The organism is Leptolyngbya sp. FACHB-8 (assembly GCF_014695575.1).
Lineage (GTDB): Bacteria > Cyanobacteriota > Cyanobacteriia > Elainellales > Elainellaceae > Vacuolonema.
On the sequence record NZ_JACJOO010000075.1, the window covers coordinates 1 to 19,472 of the forward strand.

Here is a 19,472-nt window from a genome sequence, read left to right on the forward strand (position 1 = left end):
GTTCGCGCCCGACGGGCGCGAACTCTCGGCTTTGAAGCCTGAAAATAGCCCGCCTTCGGCGGGCTATTTTCAGGCTTCAATTCAAAATGAGAATTGCTGTTTTTCGAGTGCCGCGCGAAGCGCGGCACTCGAAAAAGCCCTTAACCCGAACTGAGGTTACTTAATCAACGCGCACAGATCTATAGAACCTAGCAATTATTTGCTTGCTTCAGATACTGACGTGCTTAAACGACTGGTCAGTAGCATGATTTTAGGCAGCACCTGGGTCGGTTGGATAGGACGTATCAGGCAATCGTCGGCTCCCACCTGCAGGGAACGAGCTTGGGAGTCCTGGGCATTGGGGGCTACGATCGCCAGAACTTTGAGATGCTTAGTTGTAGGGTTTTGTCGCAGATGGCGGATCAGCTCAAAGCCATCGATGTTGGGTTCATCGACACCCGTAATCACCGCATCGGGTTGGAGAACTTCAATCTGGTTCAGGGCTGTGGAGCTTTCAAGAATCCAAACCAGTTGGTAACCTGCGGTCGTGAGCATATCACAGAGGATGTTGGCACTTTCTTCGTGGTTCTCCACCAAGACGATCCGCTTTTGGCCACTGTCGGTAGCAAGGCCCAGAGGGCTTTCGGGGATAGAACCGTGGACATCAGCTCGGGCGGGGAGTTGTATGGTGAAGACCGTACCGACCCCTACGGTTGAATCGACAGTGATGCGACCCCCATGCAGTTCTACCAATTGCTTGGTCAGGGCTAATCCCAGCCCTGTTCCCTGATAAACCCGATGGTAAGAAGTATCGAGTTGCTGAAACTTTTGGAACAGGAGCGATCGCTTCTCTTCTGGAATACCAATGCCGGTATCTTTTACCTGCAAAATGGCTGAGTTCTCGTCGGCAAACACTCGTAGGGTAACATGGCCCCCGTCAGGGGTGAATTTGATCGCATTGCTCAACAAGTTCAGAAGGATTTGTTGTACCCGATAGGGATCAGCGATGAAGCGATCGCGTCCCCCATCGACACGGGAGTCTAGTTCTAAATTGACGCCTCTCTGGTCAGCCACGTCCTGCATAATTTTGAGGGTTTGCTGTGACAACAGGGTCAAGGAAAAGGCCGATAATTTGAGGACAGTATTGCCTGCCTCTAGTTGGGATAAATCCAGAATGTCATTAATCAGCTCCAGCAAGTGCTGGCCACTGTCGTAGATAGTTTGAATAAAGCCCCGTTGGCGATCGTTTAACTCCCCTAGAGACCAGCGCAGTAGAGTTGCAGACATGCCAATAATGGCGGTCAGAGGGGTACGCAGCTCGTGGCTAATGGCAGCAATGAATTCGCTCTTGGCACGACTAGCCGTTTCTGCAGCCAGCATCGCATCGTGTAAATCCTGGGTGCGTTCTATAACTTGCTGTTCCAGGGTATCCCGTTGGGGCTGTGCTCCATTGAGGGACACACTGCCAGTTGTCACCGGGGCCGGGGCCAGCAGACGAGCCAGTTGTAGAGTGAATTCACTTTGAACCTGGGGATCGTTGAGCCGAGGTACAGGCAGAAACTTTTCCAGGGTTTCGACCAGAGTAGAGCGGGACTGAAGCTTTTGAATCACATAGTCTAAAAATGCTGAAATCGCTCCCGGCTCAAAACTTAAAGCGACAGCATAGGTATCAGCTTCCACCCCCGACGCATGACCGTTGGATTCAGCTGAGCCAATGGGACGAGCGGTTAGCAGAGCGCTGAAGGCAGGCGAGATCACCAACCCAAAACTCTCTGCATTGCTCAGCAAAGGTGTGCGGGAAGAGATAAAAATTTCTTCTGTTAAGAAAATGGCCTGTGCGCCCATCCGTTGAGCCATCCGTCGCAGCAGTTCACGCAACTGCTCGAAGGTTTTGACCGGCAACATCTGGCAAAATATGGCATCGTCTGAATCGGGCATAGAGGAGTCTGTCAGGGTGCAGCAACGGGTTTTGGGTCAAATGCCAAACCACTATCTATATCCATTCAATGAACTATAGAAAAACTCGACGGACGAATTGGATTAGAAGTGGACAGATTGTGATAGTCGGGCGATCGCCCCAAATGCCAGTTCGCAGTTTCTTCGTAATCTATGCTACCTTGCTCAACTGCTCATCCTGGCAAACATAAGCTTTTTATGATAGCCCCTAAGAAAGTCTAAAGGCACTCTCATCACTTTCTTAAATCAATACTTTAGAGGATTCTTCTAAGGAGGTTTCTGCATAAGAATTTACTCAGGATGTTGGTGCTTCGCCCACGAAGCGGGCAAAGCACCAACATCCTGGGGGTAATTCATTGTTGAAAATCTTCTAAAGACTTTAATTTTGGAGCTATTTCATAATCTTAAATCAAAGAACTTTGCAAAACTATTCAAAATAAATTAGGACTTACGCAAGTCCGCTATATCTAGACCACCTTTGTTGTGGGTAGGCTGCTCTGCACCCCACCCACAACAAAGATGTGTAAGTCCTGTAAATGTTCACAGTAAACAAGATAAGTACTGCATCAAACGCTTTCAATTGTTCGCCATAAAGCCCTTGAACCTGAGTCACTAGTACGACAGGCAAAGCTCGCTGTACTCGTAAAACTTAGACGTAGCAGTTGTGCTCAACCCACCCTTCAAAAACAATTTAGGATTTTTAGTACCTGGTGGCTTAATGCCTGTGTTGGGTGGTGTGGAATGCTTTGCACCCACACCACCCAACACACGGTTGATTTCCGCTACTTAGCTGACGTTGAGCCCTTTCAGTCTAAATTGAATAAGCGGCTCAGAGCTTCGTATATGCATCGTCTCCCTGCCTCTCCCGGTGGCTGGAATCCTGACACCGAAGGCGTTATCTTTATCGACCAAACCCCGGCACCCATTATTTTTCTGACAGCGGCTGATACTGACATTTTGCTGTTGGGCCGCACTGTTGCGCAGCTTCCGTCCACTTTTCCGGAAATGCGGGTGGCAAACCTACTGCAACTTCAACAACAGCTCACCATTGATACCTACGCTGACACGGTTCTGGCCCATGCCTCGGTCATTGTGCTGCGACTACTCGGTGGGCGGGCTTACTGGCCCTATGGGCTAGAGGTGGTGCGGCAAACCGTGGAGCAAACGGGAGCTGCCCTGTTGGTGTTACCAGGAGACGATCGCCCTGACCCTGAACTCATCAGCCATTCCACGGTCCCCCTGGCTCTGGTGAATCAGTTCTGGCGTTATCTGACAGAAGGCGGTCTGGAAAATATGGTCAATGGGTTGCGGTTTCTGGAGCATGCTTGCCTGAATCAGCCAGACGCTCCACCGCCGCCCAAGCCCGTCCCCCGAGTCGGTTGTTTAAATACGACTCAGCAGGGTAACGCAACGGATCCTCGCGTGGGGATTTTGTTCTATCGGGCACATTATCTCGCTGGAAATGTGGAACCTGTGGAGGCGTTAAGTCAGGCGATCGCTCAACGCCATCTGCAACCCGTCCCCATCTTCGTCTCCTCCCTGCGTGACCCCGATGCGCAGGAGGATCTACTGGCTATCCTGCAACCCAAGGACGGCCCTGGCATTGATGCCTTACTGAACACCACAAGCTTCTCCCTGGCTCAGCTGGACACAGATGCTCCTGATGTCAAGCTTTGGGAGACGCTCGATGTGCCCATCATTCAAACCATCTTCAGCGGCGGCTCCCAGGAGCAGTGGAAAGCTTTGAGCCGTGGCCTTTCCCCGCGAGATGTGGCCATGAACGTAGCCCTCCCCGAAGTGGATGGACGGATTATCGGCCGCGCAGTGTCCTTCAAAGCGGTGGTGCAGCAACATCCTCAACTCCAGGTCGAGGGCGTGGGGTATCGGGCGGTTGGCGATCGCATTCAGTGGACGGCTGACCTGGCTCAGGCCTGGGTCACTCTACGCCGCACACCACCCGAGCAACGCAAAGTTGCGCTCATTCTCGCCAATTACCCCAGCCGAGACGGTCGCTTGGCCAACGGTGTGGGCCTAGATACGCCCGCCAGTTGTGTGGAGATTTTGCGATCGCTTCACCATGCTGGCTATACTCTAACCGAGGTTCCCGAAACTGGAGACGCGTTGATCGATTGCCTCACATCGGGAGTCACGAATGACCCCGAGGGGCAATATTTACGGGCTGTTCACCAATACCTTCCCTTAAAAGAGTATCAAACCTTCTTTGATACATTGCCGGAAGCCGCGCGCCAGGGCATTATTGAGCGCTGGGGGCAACCATCGTCAGAACATTTCGAAGACAAAGGTTTTCCCATTCCTGGCATTCAATTCGGCAACGTTTTCGTAGGAATTCAGCCGCCTCGGGGCTACGATCGCGATCCCTCCCTCAACTACCACGCGCCTGATCTGGAACCCACGCACGACTACTTGGCGTATTACCAGTGGTTACGGCAACACTTTGGGGCACAGGCGATCGCCCACGTTGGCAAGCACGGCAACCTAGAATGGCTTCCCGGCAAAAGCGTGGCTCTCTCTGAGGATTGCTACCCGGAGATTGCCCTCGGTCCCTTACCTCACCTCTATCCCTTCATTGTCAATGATCCCGGCGAGGGCTCTCAGGCGAAACGCCGGGCTCAAGCCGTTATCCTTGACCACCTGACCCCACCCATGACCCGTGCCGAACTTTACGGCTCGTTGATGCAACTGGAGGCTCTGGTGGATGAGTATTATGAGGCCCAGTCTCTCGATCCCACCCGGCTGCCTGCGATTCAAGACCGCATTGAAGCCCTGGTCCGTCAGGAAAACTTAACGGCAGATCTCCAAACCTGGCTGGGCGCCACGGAAGCCATTGACCTGAAAACCGCGGATTGGGGCGCTTTACTCACCGGGTTGGATGCCTGCCTTTGTGACCTGAAAGAAGCCCAAATCCGTGATGGGCTGCACGTTTTTGGTCAATGCCCTGAGGGGCGGCAACTACGCGATCTGGTGGTCGCGATCGCCCGTCACCCTGGCCCTCAGCGACTCGGTTTAACCCGAGCGATCGCCCAGGATTGGCAACTTTCCTTCGATCCTCTAACCGCTACTCCCAACGAGCCATGGGAGGGTATTTTACCCAAATTGTTCAACATGCCATGCCGTCATCAGGGAGACGTGATTGAACAGTTAGAAATTGCAGCAGCGACTTTCGTGGAATCCCTCTTAGAAGGAACAGCTTTTCCATTTCGGCCTGGAGCCGCAACGGTTCAAGAGCTGGCATGGGTGGGCGATCGCCTCTTACCCAACCTGCGTCGCACGTCCGAGGAAATCACCCATCTGCTGCGAGGTTTGGATGGCCGTTACGTTCCCAGCGGTGCCTCTGGAGCTCCAACCCGGGGTCGTCCTGATGTGCTGCCCACAGGTCGTAACTTCTATTCGGTAGACATTCGCGCCATTCCCACAGAGACGGCATGGGATGTGGGGCGACGAGCAGCGGAAACGTTAATCGAGCGCTATACCCAGGAGAACGGCGAGTATCCCCAAACCCTGGGGCTGTCCATTTGGGGCACGTCTACGATGCGCACAGGTGGGGATGATTTAGCAGAAGCTCTGGCACTCCTGGGAGTCCGTCCCGTGTGGGACGGGCCCTCCCGTCGAGTCGTGGATTTTGAAATTTTGCCCGTATCGGCCCTGGGTCGCCCCCGGGTGGACGTGACCCTGCGAATTTCAGGCTTCTTTCGGGATGCCTTTCCCAATTTGATTGATCTGTTTCATCAAGCCGTTCAAGCGGTCGCCGCTCTACCTGAGCCGGCAGAGGAGAATCCGTTGGCAGCGCGATCGCACCAGGAAGCCCAGGACTGGATTCAACAGGGCCTATCGGCAGAGCAGGCCGAGGGGCGATCGCGCCTGCGAATCTTCGGTTCCAAACCTGGAGCTTATGGAGCCGGGCTTCAGGGTTTGATCGAAGCACAAAACTGGAGCACGGATGATGACCTGGCTCGTGCTTACTTAAATTGGAGCAGCTACGCCTACACCAGCCAGGGGGATGGCCAGTCGGCCCCCGAAGCCTTTGCTCAACGTCTGCGTCAGCTACAGATTGTGCTGCACAATCAAGACAACCGCGAGCATGACCTGCTCGACTCGGATGATTACTACCAGTTCCAGGGAGGCATGACCGCTGCGGTACGTTCCCTCACGGGGCAAAATCCCACCACATATTTTGGCGACCACAGTCTGCCCGAAAATCCTCGCGTTCGTACCTTGCAGGAGGAAATGCGGCGAGTCTACCGCTCCCGTGTGATCAACCCCAAATGGATTGCCGGGGTCATGCGTCACGGTTATAAGGGAGCCTTCGAAATGGCTGCTACGGTTGATTACTTATTTGCTTACGATGCCACAGCCCGTTGCGCCGATGATTTTATGTACCAGGGCGTTGCCGAGGCTTATGTGCTGGATGAGACCGTACAGGCGTTCGTACAATCTAAAAATCCCTGGGCTTTGCGAGATATGGCGGAACGTCTACTCGAAGCCCACCAACGGGGGCTCTGGCAACAAGTTGATAGGGCAACATTGGACGAGTTACGGGCGATCGCCCATGCCGCCGAAGCAACTATCGAAGCGCGTTAGAGCCTGTTTGTAAGCAAACATAAAATCTCCGAAAGCTTTGTCGCAAGCTTATTAGGCAGCACAATTTTTGGAAATTTTATCAGGACTTACGCATTTGTGTTGTGGGTGGGGTGCTTCGCACCCCACCCACAACACAAATACGCTACAGATAGCGGACTTGCGTAAGTCCTGTTTATGTTTGATTGAATTGAGTTATTTGATACCAGAATTCATGAATGCTCGATAGTTAAAGTCTACTCACCTTCCAACATGAGTTGAGTTCCACCACTTCGTACTGGCCTCAAGTGTCATTTAGGAAGCCTATTGTTGTTAGAAATGAAAGACGATAGCCAACAATTCATCATGGTATAAATCAGAACAATAGACTTAGCAGTTCTGACTAGGTTCATCGCATTAAGCAGAATGTCCTTAACCTGTAAATTACCCGGGTCGGGTACTTACATCACCTCGTTATCCTTGCCAAAATCAACACATCCCAGACGCGAAATGCCTAACAATTTGCATTCCAAATTCACGGCATAGATTTTACAAAATCATTACGGCTAGTCCTGTAGGTCATGTTAAGCACAGGTTCTAATGCCGATTTCGTCTCAAGTTTAATCTCCTATGCATGCATGCGAATTGCATAGGAGACAGCGCAATATATGGGCCTTGCGATCGCACTTCTAGCGATGCACCCATCACAACTTCACTCAATTTCCAAAGGAATGATTGTATGACTACTCCGAATGATCCGCTGTTTTCACAACAGTGGCACCTTTCCAATACGGGTCAATCTGGTGGCACCGCTGGGATGGATTTGAACGTATTACCCGTGTGGGACGATTACACGGGACGAGGGGTACGGGTTGGCGTGATGGACGACAGTGTGGAATACCTCCATCCCGACCTGAATGATAACTATGACACCAGCATCGACATCGACACCTCCGAGCGCGACGACGATGCCGCCCCAACCTGGTATGACGACATACACGGCACCTCTGTTGCTGGCTTAATTGCCGCTGAGGCAAACAACGGCATTGGTGGAACCGGTGTCGCCCCCGATGCTACTCTGGCTGGCATTCGCCTTGACTTCTATGACTACAACTTTGAAGCCAATGCCAGCTATGGGTTCCGGCAGATGGCCAACTTCGATGTAGTCAATAACAGTTGGGGATACAGCTACCCCTTCTACGATAACTTTGACGGCAAGCCGGGCATGCCTTTTTACCGAGATGCTCTACAGTACGCCGTAGAAAATGGCCGGGGCGGCCTCGGAACCTCCATTGTCTTTGCAGCAGGTAATAGCCGGACGTGGGGTGATAATGCTAACTTCCACAACCTGAATAATTCCCGCTTCACCATCGCTGTAGCAGCGCTGACCCACACAGGGGTGCATACCTATTACAGCAGCCCCGGTGTCAATCTGCTGGTATCCGCTTTCGGAGGGGATACCCCCGAAGATGGCATTGTCACAACGGATCGCACAGGATACGACGGGTACAGCGGGGATGACTATACCAACCAATTTGGCGGCACTTCTTCCGCGGCACCCATGGTAACGGGTGTGATCGCCCTTATGCTGGAAGCCAACCCTAACCTGGGTTATCGGGATGTTCAGGAGATTCTGGCCTACTCGGCTCGTCAGGTCGATGTAGACAACAACACCTGGCTCACCAATGGAGCCACTAACTGGAATGGTGGTGGCTTACACCACAGCAGCGACTACGGCTTCGGGCTCGTAGATGCACGAGCCGCCGTCCGCCTGGCAGAAACTTGGACAACCCAGCATACCTATAGCAACGAAGCCCAAGCCCAGGTGTCTTCCAGCCCAGCAGCAGCCATCCCCGACAATGGTGAAGTATCCAGCCAGATCACTCTGACCGAGGAGATGGACATCGACCATGTCGAGGTAGTGGTTGACATTAGCCATACCTGGATTGGGGACTTAGAACTGGTGCTGACCTCCCCTGATGGCACCGAGAGCATTCTAACAAGCCGTCCAGGAGCGACGGAGTTCAGTCCTAACGGGTTGGATTCTGACAATCTACGGTTTACCTTTGGCACTACCCAATTTTGGGGTGAGGAAAGTGAGGGTACCTGGACTTTAACGGTTCGCGATCGCGCCCTATTTGACACCGGGGTGTTGCAAAGCTGGACATTACGGGTCTATGGCGACGAGAACACCAGCGATAACGTCTACATCTACACAGATGCCTACGGCACCGTTCCGAACGACTCCGCCCGCACAACTCTAACTGACAACAGTGGTCTGGATACCCTCAATGCCGCTGCTACAACCACCGATCTCGTGCTGAATTTAACGGCTGGTTCAACCAGCACGATCGCCGGACGCACCCTCACCATCGCTGCTGATACCACCATTGAGCAAGCCTTTAGCGGCGATGGCAATGACACGATTTCAGGCAATGACGCCGCTAACTTCCTGCGGAGTGGCCGAGGCAATGACAACACAACGGGGGCAGCAGGTAATGACATCATCTGGGGTGAGCAAGGTAACGATCGGCTCAACGGTAGCAATGGTAGCGATTCCCTGATTGGTGGAGCTGGGGCTGACAACTTACTCGGTGGGGCAGCTTCCGATCGCCTTACGGGTGGAGACGGTGCCGATACCTTCCGATTCGCCGCTAACAGTGCATTTGGGGCTGTATCCCTGGGTATCGACCTGATCACCGACTTCATTAACGGCGTTGATCGAATTATGCTGAGCAAGAGCACCTTCTCAGCCCTGCTCAGCACGATCGGAACTGGCTTCTCCCAGGCGTCTGAATTTGCCCAGGTTGCCAACAACACCCTGGTAGACAACAGCAGTGCGCTGATTGTCTACAGCCAGGCCAGCAACACCCTCTACTACAACGCTAACGGCACCGAATTGGGACTTGGCGATGGTGGCAGATTTGCAATCTTGAGAGGTGTGGCAAACTTGACCGCTCAAAGCTTCATCTTGCAGGCTTAATTTCGGTTATCCAAGTTGCGTCAATATTGGAGCGCACTTTAAAACTCCCTGGAAGGTTTTTTCATGTGCAAAGCGCACGAAAAAATAACTTCTAAACCAGCCCTGGGTTGCTGAATGAAAGAAGCCCGATGTTTGCAAAACATTGGGCTTCTATTTCTTTGGACTCAGCAACGTTAACTTGCAGCGGTAAGACAATCATTCAGGTACTGTTCTGGACGTGTAGTGAGTTGTTATGGAAGGGGCGCTCAGTGCTCCTTCCATAACAACCCACTACACACCACACCCAAAACATCACTGCCAGCCGACAACTCGACCAATTGGTTTGCTAACAGCAGATTTCATCCGGATGAGTAGCATAGCGCTCGTCATATACCCTATGTCCCGCTCGCTTTTACAGAAGCGGCCCATGTTCACGTGCTGCAAGTGTAAGTATGAACGGCAAAGCCAGGCCTCAAGGCGTTTTTCAAGCTCTAAACCGAATCAATCCTAAGCCATGGAAGCCCTCTGGGTTTTACTACAACAAGACCATAGTCCTCTCGATTATGGCTGTTGTTCGCACAAGCCAGCAGGGTACTCTAGGGCAGACTGACTTTGAAACTTTTTCACTAAATATTCCCTAAGGTTCTTGTCAAGTTCGGTGATAGTCTTGCTCCCGTAGGATGTTATGGTTAGAGGCGGCTCATTCTTAAGAAACATGTCGAAATAAGTTTCTTTTGCCTTGAGCATAGCCCACATTGTACTGGGGTTTTCCCTCCCCATTTGGGATGGGCGATCGCCCATGCGTAGGGCTTCTGCAAAGTCTACAGACAGCTTAGCAGAAGCCAAATCTACAGAATCAGGTCGCTGTCTTTCGATTCTTGTAGTTTGCTCCTTACCGTGTTCGTTGCCTCCCCATGCTGACTTTACTGTCATTCTTGCTTCCGGTCTCTATTCCCACACCACCGCCACTCCTGGCCCAGAGTACTCCCCATCAGTACGTCTACGAGCCCCAGGAAGTGCGCCCTTTACCGGGGCAATTGGACGAAGTCCCTGTGTTCAACAGCAACAGCCCCGAAGTTGTGCAGCAAGAAGGCATCTTGCTGTCCACCTTTCCCCCCGATGGAATGCGGGTTCCCTCCGCCCATCTCGACTATGCATTTGAAGGGCGTTTTGATCTTTTCATCCACCATATTGCTAAGGGGCAGACCCCCGAAGACGTTCGTACCCTATTTTTAGGGGTTCTGGTTCATAACCCTTCCGACGAGACGGTGACCGTAGAGGTATCCCAGGCCGTCAGTTATCTGAGCCAGGAAGCGCCCTTTTACGACTTGCCCTCCTACGTGGCAGACACCACCGGACGCGCTTTTGCAGGCCCAGGTAGCCGCACCACCACGGATATTCTGCGAGGGGTTGACCAAGGCTTTTTGCCTGATCGCTTCCGCTTGCCACCGGGTAGCACCCAGCTCCTCTTCAGTGCTCCCATTCCCCTGCGCAGCCTTCAAGAATTCCAACAGGGTATGCCATTGCCGCTGTTTGTCGATCCGGCTACTGAGGCTGGGCTCGATGCAGCAGAAGCCACCTCCGATAATCCCCTGGCTCCAACGCGTCCCGTCCGACCTCGCGGCCGAGATATCCCGATCAACGGTCGTACAGCCCTGGTCTATTTAGACAGCAACGGCCCTATCAATGTCGCAAGTTTAGGGATGTTTAGCCGAGTCCTTCCGGATGGCCGAGAGATCCCGCCCAGTACAGAGGATTGGATTCGTCTGTTACAACAGGGCGATCTGGCAGGACCGCGCGATGTTCCTCCTACCCCGCCGAACCAGCGGACCTCCTCTCGTCGCTTCTACTACGGTCGCGTTGCTGGCGTTGCCCAGGGTTCGCTCTGGAGCACTCGCCTGACTGATGACTCTGACTCTGAGCATCTCTCTATTCCCGAGGCAGGGCAATCTATTTCCTACGCCATCAGCACAGTTGACCGTAACACTCTGGGAACTGGGCAAATTCAAAGTGCTCCCATCCTGGCACGGTACCCCGATACGGCTTACCGTGCCCATGGTAACTATGGCATTCATTACCAGATCGAAATGCCCCTGCGGAACAATACCGATCGCACTCAGCAGGTGGCTGTCCTTTTCCAGACTCCTTTGAAAGATGAAACTCTTCAGGGAAGAGGGCTGCGGTTTATGCGCCCGCCGCTGGATCGGGTCTTCTATCGGGGTACGCTGCGGATTCGCTATACCAACGATTGGGGAGCCGAGCAAACTCGCTATGTCCATGTCGTCCAGCGTCGGGGGCAGGAAGGTGAACCTCTCGTAACCTTATCCCTAAGACCTGGGGAAGAACGAGATGTGGAAGTGGAATTTCTTTACCCTCCCGATGCCACTCCGCCCCAAGCGCTTACCATTGAGACTCTGGCCCCAACGATCATTCCGCGCCCCAACCCCGACGAGGGATACCCAACCCTCAGTAATCAGCCAGGGACACCCACTTCGCTGGAGCCTCACCCAACGGGAAATAGACCTCGCCAATAGGGGAAGGGCGATCGTGTCAAACTGAAGCCTTCACGGAAGCTTTCTTGTGAGTGCCAATTATTGCTCACAAGGCTTCTGATAAAAGGAGAGAGGTGAGGCTTCGTCCCACCTCTCTCCTTTTAGAGCGCTACGCGCCTAGAACCAGGCAGTATGCTTTTGAAAAGCTGCGCTCAGCGCAGCTTTTCAAAAGCATACTGTTCTAATCAGATTGGGTAAGGCTATAAAAAAAGATATTTGGCGATCGCGACACGCGCAAATTGCCAGACTGGACGTTCTGTTTTTTTTAGGCTTTAGTTTTTATACAGTGGTCTGGCCACGAGTTAAGTACAAAGACGGGGTTTTAGCGTAACGTATTCCACGTCGAATGTTTTCACATTGCATAACTCTATACAGAACGGCGTCTTGCAACCTTGATTCCAAAAGCGGGTTTAGTGATGATTCGTCATTTTTTTCATTCAGCCTGGAAGCGGAGGGTAACCCGCTTCAGGTTGAGATATTTAGTGTTGGGGTTTTGGGCTACCGCCATGGTGGCTCTGGGGTCTTGCCATAGCTTAGTCTCCAGTAGCCAAGCTACCCCCGCTTCCAGCCTCTACTTCATCGGGAACAGCCTTACAGACGAAGTGCTGTACAAGGGCTTTGATGACATGGTGGAAAGTCAGGGACGCCCCCTGGAATGGGGCCGTCACATGATTCCGGGCGCCCCATTGGAATGGATTTTTGAACACCCCAATGATGGGTTTCGAGAAGAACCCTACGGTACCTATCCCCAGGCCTTTGCCAACTACACCTGGGACTATGTAACGCTGCAACCGACCAATCGCCTTCTAAATGATGATTTGACAACGATCGCCCAGTTCCTTGATCTCCTGAAGGAGCGCAGCCCAGAGGCCCAAGTCTTCATCTATGCGCAATGGCCCGGCAATGACGGTCAGGATTGGGACACGCAATGGCTACACGAGTACACTGATCGCTGGGATGGCACACAACGTACCCGTGATTATTACGAAACTCTGACCCAGACGTTGAATGAGCAGCATCCTAACTTTTCCCCATTTCGCCTCATTCCAGTAGGCCATGTCATGTATGCGCTCAATCAGAAGATGAAAGCTGGAGAGATACCAGGCTTTACCAAAATTACCGATGTTTACATCGATAGGGGCCATCTAAACAGTGTTGGTTCCTATATTGTGGCAACGACATTCTACGCCACAATTTTCCAATCCAGCCCCATTGGGCTTCCGGTACCACCTCCGTATCAAGAAGATCAGCCGATTTCCGATGAATTGGCTGCTGTCATCCAGAACACGGTTTGGGATGTGGTAACTACAACGCCCTTGTCTGGCGTCACGCCCTAATTTTTCCGTTGCTGAATGAAGCTATGAAATAGCTCCATTCAGCAACACCTATTGGCGATCGCCACAACATCACTGTGCACAAAAATCCAAGTTGAGCAGGATGTACGAATAGAGTTCTGGACTGAACAGTCGCTCCGTGCGCCGGCGAAAGTCAGAACTGGCAATAAAGTTATTAACCGTTGTTTCCCAACGGCGATCGCCCTCAGGCAACACCAGACCATAGGGCTCACAACTCAGCGGTGCATCAGGGATCAGGCGGTAGGAATTGGGGGGAAGATCCTGAGCGATCGCCTCCCCCAGCAACAAAATTCCATCTCCTGCAAAGGCATCGACCTGCCCCTGAAGCATCGCCCGTACACCCTGTTCCTGAGCAAGCGGCCCCTGAAAATCCACAGCACTTGCAGCAGGATAGCGCTGCTCAAGAAAACGTTCCGTGGCCGTTTCATCTTTGACTCCCAACCGTGTGCCTTCGAGGGCACCGTAGGGATTAATGGGCGTTTGATCACTTTCCCGCACGAGGAAGTGGGTTCCTGTAATGAAAAAAGGACTGGAAAACGTCACCCCTTCCGATGCGAGACGTATGCTGTTGGGGCCACATTCCACCATCGCTGCACCGTTAAGAACGGCCTGAAACCCGTCGCTTACGGTTGGTTGGGCCACCACTTCCATACGAATGGGCACCTCTAACTGCTGCGTCAGGTGAGCAGCCAACCCCTCCATCAAATCTACACAGTAGCCTTGCAGTTGGCCCTGGTCATCAGTAAAACCAAACGGTAAGGCATTGGTACGAATAGCTACTCGCAACACTCCCTCCGCAGCAATCACATCCAGCACCGAGGAAGCATTGGCAGCTAAAGGTTCTTGCACCAACGGCGGCACAATCGGAATAGGTGGATTAGCTCCATAGGCTGTCTGCAAATCCTCGGGGGTGAGCGATCGCACCAACGCCAGATCCAATTCCCCAGCCCTGATAAACTGAGCATAGTCTGGGGTGAGATAGGAATCATACTCAGCCTGGTTTTGGAGATACCGCTGCATAAACGCCAGGGAAAGCTCCCGAATATACTCCCGACCCTGCTGTGGATCTGGGCCTGCCAAAGCCGCAGCGAGAGGGCCTGCATTAGCCAGCTCAGTATTGTCAGCGGAGGAATGACCACTGGGAATCATCAGCGCCAGGTATTTGTCCTCGTTGGTCATCCACAGAAACGGGTGGATTTGCTCCTGAACGACGGAGGCCACAAAGTCATTACTTCCTCCAATCATGAGAGTAGGAACTTCGATCTGGCTCATACTCTCAGGCCCCAGCACTACACTGATCGTGGGACTGATGGCGATCGCCGCTCGCACTCGATTATCCTGCAAGGGATACGCAAAATTTGGCAATCGTGTCGCAATGCATTGCAGGGTTGGAGCAGCATTGAGGGTAAACGGAGGCGGATTACACTGGGCCTGAATACGGTCAATGTTGAGGGGGGCTCCGGCCAGCGCCAGCGCCGTATATCCACCAAACGAGTGGCCAATCACGCCAACCTGGTTGGTATCAATGCGCCCCTCCAGAGAACCACCGGGCTGAGCCATTTGTTCCAGTACATCCAGGATGTAACGAATATCCAAAGGGCGATCGATAAATTCTACCGGGTTAATATCTGTGCCCAGCACGCCCGATATCAGAGCATCGCGGAGGCTCTCATCACTGCCAATATGTTGGGGGAGTACCGTCGCAAAGCCGTAAGAAGCCAGGTGCTCTCCCAGATAATCAAACGCTTCGGGGGTAGAACCCAGACCATGGGAGATGACAACCACGGGTGCCGGATGATCCAATCCTTCTGGGATGTGCAGGTTGACACGGAAACTACGGGCAATGGGCTGACCTTCTGCTGTCTGGCGATCGCGATGCAACTCCAACCGGATGTCTCTTGTGCGATATGGCCCTAACTCGCTTAAATCTGGAAGCTGGCTGAAGTCGATGGGTGGTTGATTCGTCGTCTCGTCCATTTCGGCCTGAACAGCTCGAACGGCCGCATCTCGATAATCTACCAGGGTCAAGAACTCGTCCCGCAATGCCAGAAGCTGACGGCCATCAATTCGAATGGCACGGCTGGGATATTGCTCAATCAAGTTCACAACGGCAAACCCCTCAGGCTCGTTCGCAGCAAGAGTTAGGGCGGCTCGAAGGGCAGTAAACCCGTTAGTACGGGCATCCGTCTGGATAACTTGGCCTAAATTTTGCAACACCCCTTCTCCCATCAGGGAATAGGTCAGTTGCGAAACCACTACGGGATCCAATTCAAAGCGCTGCTGCAGAATGCGGCGAAAAGCAGCCAGGGTTTGATCATCTAAGAAGCGAGCATAAAAACGTAAATCTCCTTCCAATTTCCCCGTCTCTTCAAATATCTCCAGGGATTCTCGCGAGAGGGAAAATTCCAACTGTCTATAGGTAACAATCACTTCTTCGGCCGCGATCGCCCGCTGTGGCTTCAATCCTGAACCCAATCCCAAAGCCATAGCGCATCCTAGCAAAGCCCATCGCCCTAACCTCCGAACCCCAGGCTTTCGAGATAACCTAGCATGGCCAGGGCTTACACAATTTTGCATGGGCCAGGTAAAACCCAGCCCATGCAAAATTGCACGAAATATGTTGGACTTGCTAAAGCCCTGCTCGTATCTCATGGGCGATCGCTCTGCTTCACAGGAACCTATCACCCGGCAATTCTGGCACAAATTCCGTGATACCAGATGTAACTAACGTTAGATGCATCCGTTAGAGCTTCTATTTTTTCAATTTGAAGACGTATCTCATGTTCTGCTCTCTAGTACGCTGAGGCCTAGCCATTCAGACGGCGGCGATCGCCTTGAAAGCGAATAAACTCAGCCGCAAAGGCTAACAACCCTGACCCTAGAATCAGCACGACGCTGAGGGCATTAATATCCGGTTTCACTCCCGTTCGAACGCGGCTAAAAATTTCCATCGGTAGGGTTGTTACACCACCCCCTGCCGTAAAGCTAGAAATCAGCAGGTCATCCATGCTCAGCACAAAGGACAGTAGACACCCAGAAATAATTGCCGGCATAATCTCCGGCAGCAGCACTTTGATAAATGCCTGGACTGGCGTTGCGCCCAAATCCAGTGCGGCCTCTTGCAGAAATGGATTGAGCCCCGCTAAGCGCGTAGAAACGACCACCGCGATATAAGCAATACAGAAGACCACATGGGCAGCCACCACCGTCCAAAGGCTCAAGGGAATGGCCATCGATGCCAGAAATACAAGGGTTGCTACGGCGATCGCAATATCTGGAATAATCAACGGCAAATATGCCATCCCTTGATACAGCCCTTTGCCAGGGAACATATAACGCGCCAACCCCACGGCCATTAGCGTCCCCAACACCGCAGACACCGCCACCGCAAAGAATGCAACTGACAAGCTATCTTGCAGCGCCGACAGGATGCGGGTATCACTAAACATTTTCTGATACCACTTCAGGGAAAACCCCTGCCAGTTAGACGAAAACGGCGATGCGTTAAAGCTAAAGAAAGCTAGCACCAGCACAGGCAGGTACATGAAGGCAAACATGAGCAGCGTTAACACCATCTGCCAGTGCAGCCGAAAGCGAGGGGAGAGGCCATTCGTCATAGGATGCGGTGCGGGTTGAATAAAAGCGCTTACAAGGTCTTTTGAGGGTTGGAAATTGACCCTCGAATACTAACAAGGGACTAGAAGGTTTCGGCTTTGCGATCGCCGTATTTCAACAGGAGGGCGATCGCTGCACTCACAGCCAAAATCAGCAGCATACTCAGCGCTGAGCCAAAGCCCCAGTTACGGGTTGCTCCTAAAAACTGGTTGAAGATCAGCCGGGCCATCGTCATGCTAGACGCCCCACCCAATAATTCCGGCACCACAAAATCGCCCAAGCTGGTAATAAATACCAATAGGCACCCCGCCGCAATCCCCGGCAACGATTGGGGTACGGTAACCTTGCTAAAAACTTGAGGAGGTGTAGCCCCCAAATCCGAAGCCGCCTCCAGCAGCCGCTTATCTAGCTTCTCCAAAGAAGCATATAGAATCAGCACCATGTAGGGCAGGTAGTTATAGGCCAATCCCAAAACAACCGAGAACTGGGTATTCAAAATTTCCACAGGGGGAATACCAACCACTCCTAGCACTGAATTCAGCACTCCTGTGGGTCGCAAGATCGTGATCCAGGCGTAGGAACGCAGCAGCGACGAAGTCCACAGGGGCAGCACAAAGGCAACCACCAGTAGATTTTGCCAGCGCTTAGGAGCCATCAGCGCGATCCAGTACGCCACAGGAAAACCTAGCAGCAGACAGACAATCGTACTAATGACCGCAAAGAGAACCGAGCGGAAAATAACCAGCAGGTAAACCGACTCAAAAATCTTCAGGTAATTACCCAACCCGTAGGGGGGTGCAGCCTGCCCCAGCTTAAAGTCTGGTAACAGACTCAACTCCACAATCATCAAGGTAGGAATGACCAACAACAGAAACAGCCATACCCCTGCTGGAAGCAACAAAATAAGCGGCTCAACCAATCGGGCAAACCGCTGTCGTACCGTACTTAGAAGAGAGCCAGATTTGGGAGGAGAGGCAGGGGTGCTGGATGCCATCGAGGTGAATCCGAAGTAGGGATCAGGTGCTAGTAAGTTGAGTCCATAGGCGATCATACAGATCAATGGTGTTACCCACATTCGCCAAGGGCTCACACTTTTCTAGCACGTTATCAGGTGGGAACAGGCGCTCATCGGACTTGAGTTTGGAATCGAGAAGATCCAAGGTTTTCTTGTTAGGAGTAGCCAATTGTAAGCGACTGGATACTTTGGAGGCGCTTTCCGGCTTCAGCACGTAGTCCATCCAGGCGTAGGCAGCCTCCACGTTTGGTGCTGTTTTTGGGATAGCGATGGTATCCGTCCACACCGTCGCACCACTGGCGGGAATGACGTATTTCAAGTCGGTGTTTTGCTGCACCACATCCAGTGCATCCACGGAGTAGGCGTGGGAAATCAACAAATCACCTGGGATAATGCGATCGCGCCACCCATCTGTCGTAAAGGCACTGATAGCAGGCTTCAATTCCTCTAATTTCTTAAAGGCCGCTTCAACTTCTTTTGGATTGGTCGTGCTGTTGGAGTAGCCAAGCATCTTTAAGACCGCCCCTGTCACTTCCCTTACATCATTGAGCAGGCTTACCTTACGAGACAGTTTTTTCTTATTATCCCAAAGGTAATCCCAGTCAGTAATCTCAGCTCCTAATTTGGCAGCATTGTAGACCAACCCAGTCGTGCCCCAGGTGTAGGGTAGGCTAAAACCATTCTTGGGATCGTAGGGAGGGCTTTGCCACTGAGGAAGCAGATCCGCCAGCTCAGGAACGCGGTCCTGGTCAATCTCAGTCAGCAGCCCCATCTCGATCATCTGCTCCACCATGTAGTCAGAGGGGTAGATGATGCTGTACTGGCTACCCCCACCGGCCTGCAACTTCGCCAGCATCGTTTCGTTGGAGTCATAGATGTCGGCGACCACTTTAATACCGGTCTGCTTTTCAAAATCAGCTAATACTTCATCGTTGACATAGGCCGACCAGCTATAGATATAAAGGGTCTTATCACCGCTTGCGGACGTGGATGCAGAAGCATCCGGGTCACTACTGCCAAGATTGCGGGCGCAGTTGGATAGCACCACCCCTGTCATCGCCGCAGTAGACAGTTGCAGAAAACGCCGCCGACTGCTGGAAAGATTTTGAAAAGAGCGGGATGGAACCGACCCTCGCTTAGGCATAGATCAAACTCCTCAAGGCTATAGATTTAAGGGTAAAAGGTGCCGCCACAAAACATTCAGTTGTTGAAAAGAACCGTAAATTTACGGGCTAGCAAAAAAACAATTCCCAGCGACGAATTGCTTTTATAAAAGAAAAGCTGCGGCCTTGATACACAAAAAATTTAGTCCCTGAATGTCTCGAGGAATGATGAATAGATACAGTCAACTATGGAATGCAGGCAAGTTCCGTACACCGTGAACAGCTCTGCAAATTTTCCAGCCGTGCTACTCCGCTGTAGAAGAAATCGCGCCGATATAGCCTTACCTAATTTTGTTAGAA

General features: G+C 52.4%; 10 protein-coding genes. 5 read left to right on the forward strand and 5 right to left on the reverse strand.

Annotation, left to right across the window (positions count from 1 at the left end; genetic code table 11):
- Positions 1–195: 195 nt before the first annotated feature.
- Entirely contained in the window at positions 196–1,917 is a 1,722-nt protein-coding gene (locus H6F91_RS20690) for an ATP-binding protein (RefSeq protein ID WP_190772583.1), read from the reverse strand.
- An 861-nt stretch (positions 1,918–2,778) separates the two neighbouring features.
- Here H6F91_RS20690 and cobN point away from each other — a divergent pair.
- From cobN to H6F91_RS20710, 4 genes are all read left to right on the forward strand, one after another.
- Positions 2,779–6,534 carry a cobaltochelatase subunit CobN gene (gene cobN, locus H6F91_RS20695; RefSeq protein WP_190772582.1) on the forward strand — a complete coding sequence of 1,252 codons (3,756 nt, stop codon included), beginning with the start codon at positions 2,779–2,781 and terminating at the stop codon, positions 6,532–6,534.
- Positions 6,535–7,249: 715 nt separating this feature from the next.
- Positions 7,250–9,493: a S8 family serine peptidase gene (locus H6F91_RS20700; RefSeq protein WP_190772581.1), complete on the forward strand. Its 2,244-nt coding sequence runs from the start codon at positions 7,250–7,252 to the stop codon at positions 9,491–9,493.
- 893 nt (positions 9,494–10,386) lie between these two features.
- Positions 10,387–12,006, forward strand: a complete 1,620-nt coding sequence (locus H6F91_RS20705; protein WP_190772580.1) for a DUF3370 domain-containing protein — start codon at positions 10,387–10,389, stop codon at positions 12,004–12,006.
- A gap of 434 nt (positions 12,007–12,440) precedes the next feature.
- The gene (locus tag H6F91_RS20710; protein WP_190772579.1) at positions 12,441–13,361 is read left to right on the forward strand and encodes a DUF4886 domain-containing protein; all 921 of its coding nucleotides are present in this window, start codon (positions 12,441–12,443) and stop codon (positions 13,359–13,361) included.
- A 69-nt stretch (positions 13,362–13,430) separates the two neighbouring features.
- Here the strand turns inward: H6F91_RS20710 and H6F91_RS20715 are convergent, their stop codons facing one another.
- Positions 13,431–15,866 (reverse strand): alpha/beta fold hydrolase, encoded by a 2,436-nt coding sequence (locus H6F91_RS20715; RefSeq protein WP_190772578.1) that lies wholly within the window; start codon positions 15,864–15,866, stop codon positions 13,431–13,433.
- A 63-nt stretch (positions 15,867–15,929) separates the two neighbouring features.
- Between H6F91_RS20715 and H6F91_RS20720 the strand changes: the two genes are divergently transcribed.
- Positions 15,930–16,091, forward strand: a complete 162-nt coding sequence (locus H6F91_RS20720; protein WP_190772577.1) for a hypothetical protein — start codon at positions 15,930–15,932, stop codon at positions 16,089–16,091.
- A 95-nt stretch (positions 16,092–16,186) separates the two neighbouring features.
- Here the strand turns inward: H6F91_RS20720 and H6F91_RS20725 are convergent, their stop codons facing one another.
- The 3 genes from H6F91_RS20725 to H6F91_RS20735 all read right to left on the reverse strand — a co-directional run bounded on the left by H6F91_RS20725 (position 16,187) and on the right by H6F91_RS20735 (position 19,153).
- The gene (locus H6F91_RS20725) at positions 16,187–16,996 is read right to left on the reverse strand and encodes an ABC transporter permease (protein ID WP_190772576.1); all 810 of its coding nucleotides are present in this window, start codon (positions 16,994–16,996) and stop codon (positions 16,187–16,189) included.
- An 80-nt stretch (positions 16,997–17,076) separates the two neighbouring features.
- Entirely contained in the window at positions 17,077–18,045 is a 969-nt protein-coding gene (locus H6F91_RS20730; protein ID WP_242035901.1) for an ABC transporter permease, read from the reverse strand.
- Positions 18,011–19,153 carry a spermidine/putrescine ABC transporter substrate-binding protein gene (locus H6F91_RS20735; RefSeq protein ID WP_190772574.1) on the reverse strand — a complete coding sequence of 381 codons (1,143 nt, stop codon included), beginning with the start codon at positions 19,151–19,153 and terminating at the stop codon, positions 18,011–18,013. The genes H6F91_RS20730 and H6F91_RS20735 overlap by 35 nt, the downstream gene beginning before the upstream one ends.
- Positions 19,154–19,472 lie beyond the last annotated feature (319 nt).